Here is a 4075-nt window from a genome sequence, read left to right on the forward strand (position 1 = left end):
AAGAGTACAGGTTGAACATCCTGTCACTGAGATGATTACGGGATTGGATTTGGTAGAATGGCAACTCCGTGTTGCCAATGGTGAAACTTTACCACTGCAACAACATGAACTGACTTTAAATGGACATGCCATCGAAGTCCGTTTATATGCAGAAGATCCGCGTCAGGACTTTTTGCCGCAAACAGGCAAAGTATTACGTTGGCAACCTGCTGGCTCTGATGGAATGCTACCGAATGTTCGTATTGATCATGGTATGTTAGAGGCGGGCGAAATCAGTCCGTTTTATGATCCAATGGTAGCGAAGGTGATTGCTTATGGTAAAACCCGTCAAGATGCGATTCGTTTATTAGCGCGTGCAGTAGATGATTGCGTACTACTTGGTGTAAATAGCAATAAACAATTTTTGGTGAATTTATTACGTCACCCTATTATTGTGGCTGGCGATACCAATACCGCATTTATCCAACAGCATTTTCAGGATGATGTGAGCTTGCATCAACAAGTTCCAAGCATTGAATGTCTGACGATTGCAGCAACATTATTTGTACGACACAAGGCTTTAAAAACAGCATGGCAAACAGGTATTGCAACGCCGTTACCATTAAAGTTGAAATGTGCAGATCAACAATTGTCACTACAAGTCGAGATGGATCAGCAGCAAGTCACCGTGCGCTTATGTGATCAACACTGTACGATTCAGGTTGTAGAAATAACGGATAATCAGATCATCTATAACGTAGATGGTGTGCGCCGTAAATTGAGTTATGTACTTGATCAAAATCAACTCTATTTAGATTCGGCAAACGGTAATTTAGTGATTGAAAATATCACCTATGCCGCGCCTGAAGCGACTGAAGTGGTGGGTGATGGTAAAATCCGTGCACCGATGGATGGAGCAATTGTGAATCTATTGGTTAATGCAGGAGACACGGTTGTTAAGGGGCAAACCTTATTGATTTTGGAAGCCATGAAAATCCAGCAACAAATCAAGTCGGATGTTGACGGCGTGGTAGATGAGTTGATTGGTCAAATTGGACAACAAGTGAAAAAACGACAATTATTATTAAATGTCGTGATTGCATAAAATGTGTAAATTAAGAAGCTAGGTTTTACGCCTAGCTTTTTAATAGCCTTTCAACCGCGACTAATGAGTGTCTGGGATTCCCTTTTAATTCTTGGTTTGCAAATTCAGCTAGTGCTTGCTCATGTGCTAATAAGTATCGAAGAAATTCTTGAGTCGTTGCATCGGCATGTTGATTCATTCTCTCAAAAGTTTGCATAAAAGGTTTTGTACCTTGTTTGAGTAAATGCATAGCAACTTTCCACGGAAGCTTTGCCATCGCGATACCTGATGCTTTCGCTTGCAACTTAATGTGTGGTCGAATTGAGGCAGTGTGACCCTGTTGCGCTAAGAAATCTTCTAACCGTTGAAGTGTTTGAGTTTCCAGTTGTGCCAATGTTTTCCATTTTTGCTGTTGTTCTATAGAACGAGCATGTTGAGCAGCATTCAGAAAAATTAATTCTCCTAAGATTTCTGATTCAAGTGCAATATTTAAGTCATGTTGAAATTTGGGATAATTCATTCCATTGATTTCCAAAAAGAGGTGATCGGTATATCACAAGCTAATTTTTTCAAATATTAGCAGTATAGGAAAAAATGGAATATGGTGAAATAGTCGCCACCCAAGTCGCTGGATGGCGCGAAAGCTAAGGAAACATTTTCAGTCTTAAATTTTCTAATCGTGTTTCATATTGCTGTTGCCATTCAGTGTTTGAAAGCTGAGTTTTTAATGGCTCCATATCTTGTTGTAATTGTTTTAATGCTTGTTGATATTGATCAACTTTTTGCTGCTGTTGACCTTCACGTTGTTCTTTAAGTTGCATATCAACTTGTTCTTGTTTGGTCAAATAACGCTCTTGTAAAGTCTGCTTTAATCGTTCTGTTTCAGCAGGATTACTTGAGTTTTGATTGAGCAAACGTAACGCTTGTTCATATATGCCAATTTTACTTTCCTGTTGAACTGCATCTGGATATTGTTGCTGTAATTCATCAAAGGCTTTAAGACGTTGTTCCGTGCTAAGGCTCGAATTATTTACCAAGTCATTGTAAGCAAATCGGTAATCTGCATATTGACGTTCTTGTCCAAAACCAAGTTTGGCTTCGGCTTGTCCTAAAGTTTGTTCTCTTAGTTTCCAGATCTGATTAAAGCGTTCTTTAGGCGATAAGCTTGTTGAGAGAACTGTACTTTGCATTTGCTGTTCATATTGCGGCATACGCTGTAATAAATTTTCAACTAAATGCGCAAATTTTTGATCAGGATAATTCGCTAAAGCTTTAGCAAGCGCAGCATTGCAATCCTGAACTTTACAGCTTACTTGAAAATCAGTTAAGAACTGAGTGATATTTCCTGGTTGTTGCTGCAACAGATGTAATTGTTTTGATAAAGATTCTTGAAAAAGCTCATCCTGAGTTTTATTTTGCATCGTCTCATTCGTTGAATGTTGTGATGAATCTGTAGAAGCTATTGTGGATTTGGTTTGCTGGATTGCAGCGGAAGAGGCGGTGCTCTTCCAAACTACAATCCCGACCAAGACCACTAAAACAATAATTATTGTCAGTAATAGTCTTTTGTTCATACCGTTTTCCGAAGTTTAAGGACTGTAATTAAATTGTCCCATTACAGGGAAGTGGTCTGATAAATCCCAAGTCATATAAAGTGGGTCAGCAGTCGTACGTAAAATACGAACATCATTGCGTGATTGGATCGGTTGACGATGTGTATTTGACGCAACGATATAATCAAGGTATTCGACAGCTGTACCACCTGAACCTGCTGCACCAGCCAATTTATTGACACGAGGATCAAAAGTTGATGCTGTATAACCTGTGCTTGGAGCTGCGGTTGCATTGAGGTTCATCAACATATTTTGATAGTCTTGAGGCCATAACAATTTATTGACGTTGAAGTCACCACCCATCAAGACCGCGTCAAAACTTGGAACATTTTGCTGATTTACAAGTTGGCGAATTTGCTGGAATTGAACTTGACGTAGCGCACGAGCTTCATCAGTATCAAACGATGCGGTATGTGTTGATGTCACATGGTAAGCCTTACCATTTTTAATGATTTCAGCATATAGTACGCCCTTATCAGCAAAACAGTCCGTTCCAGTGCAATCTGGATAAATAAATTGTGCTGTTTTTACAATAGGGTATCGGCTCACGATAACTAAACCGCTATCAAATAGGTTATAGCCTGAACCTACAGGGATATGTGTTTGATATGGATACTGTTGTGCAAGTTGATTTAACATACCCGTACGAGAAGAGGCAAATGCTTCTTGCATCATAATCACATCATAACCACTTAGATGATTTGGAAGCTCTGCTAAACGCTCACTAATTTTACTCGCAACCATTGGTAAAGCGTAAATGTTATACGTCAATACCTTTAATTCATCTGCACTCGCAGAGACTGGTTCTTGTACAGTATTTTGGTGGATCGTGTAATGGAAATCATCATAACCACCTGTGTATTCAGCCTTTACAGCAGCTTGAGCTGATAAGCCAGCATAGTTGGTATTGATACGATGTACATCACGATCAGAATACCAAGGAGAAGTTGTAGATGCTGTTTGGATGCCATGTTTAATTGAGCTGCCAGACCAAGTGCCAGTCATGGTTTGTTTTAGTGTCACTTGTGAATTACCACTTGTGACTACAGTATCAAAATTATAAGTTTTACCTGACTTTAAACCTGTATAACGGTTCATACGCAGAACACGTTTAGTCTCATAAGGTGCAATTTGAGTGGCTTCTTGAGCCCATTCATTTCCTTGTTCTAAAATATCAGTCCCTGTATGGTTTACTTGTATTGATACAGTTTGTGGTGTGGTATTTGTAACAAAAACATAAGAATCAGCGAGCGCATCTTGCATTGCAAAACCACTCACCATTAACGCTACCCCTGCGCCTAGTTTTAAGCTCTTCAGCTTCATTTTTCTCTCTCCATAGTGCATAAAGTCTATGAACAAAGAACAATCAAAGTTATAAAATATTCATTATTGAAAAAAT

Annotated in this window: 4 protein-coding genes; 1 reads left to right on the forward strand and 3 read right to left on the reverse strand. The window is 39.1% G+C overall.

The window, feature by feature from the left end; genetic code table 11:
* Positions 1-1084 (forward strand): biotin/lipoyl-containing protein (locus B4237_RS09185; RefSeq protein ID WP_286942812.1); only part of this gene is annotated, 1084 nt, incomplete at its 5' end.
* Between the two features lie 31 nt (positions 1085-1115).
* On the opposite strand, the gene B4237_RS09190 is transcribed toward B4237_RS09185, so the two are convergent.
* The 3 genes from B4237_RS09190 to B4237_RS09200 form a co-directional block, all read right to left on the reverse strand.
* Positions 1116-1583 carry a hypothetical protein gene (locus B4237_RS09190; RefSeq protein ID WP_278596493.1) on the reverse strand — a complete coding sequence of 156 codons (468 nt, stop codon included), beginning with the start codon at positions 1581-1583 and terminating at the stop codon, positions 1116-1118.
* A gap of 124 nt (positions 1584-1707) precedes the next feature.
* Entirely contained in the window at positions 1708-2637 is a 930-nt protein-coding gene (locus B4237_RS09195) for a lipase secretion chaperone (protein WP_278596494.1), read from the reverse strand.
* Positions 2638-2652: 15 nt separating this feature from the next.
* Positions 2653-3999 carry a sphingomyelin phosphodiesterase gene (locus tag B4237_RS09200; protein WP_004877444.1) on the reverse strand — a complete coding sequence of 449 codons (1347 nt, stop codon included), beginning with the start codon at positions 3997-3999 and terminating at the stop codon, positions 2653-2655.
* Positions 4000-4075: the final 76 nt, after the last annotated feature.

This window comes from Acinetobacter sp. UBA6526, from assembly GCF_002434875.1.
Classification (GTDB): Bacteria; Pseudomonadota; Gammaproteobacteria; order Pseudomonadales; family Moraxellaceae; genus Acinetobacter; species Acinetobacter venetianus.

What these genes read in the sequence shown, in the direction of transcription:
- B4237_RS09190 (WP_278596493.1), bottom strand. Translation starts at nt 1,583, where the DNA reads ATGAATTATCCCAAATTTCAACATGACTTAAATATTGCACTTGAATCA.
- B4237_RS09195 (WP_278596494.1), bottom strand. Translation starts at nt 2,637, where the DNA reads ATGAACAAAAGACTATTACTGACAATAATTATTGTTTTAGTGGTCTTG.
- B4237_RS09200 (WP_004877444.1), bottom strand. Translation starts at nt 3,999, where the DNA reads ATGAAGCTGAAGAGCTTAAAACTAGGCGCAGGGGTAGCGTTAATGGTG.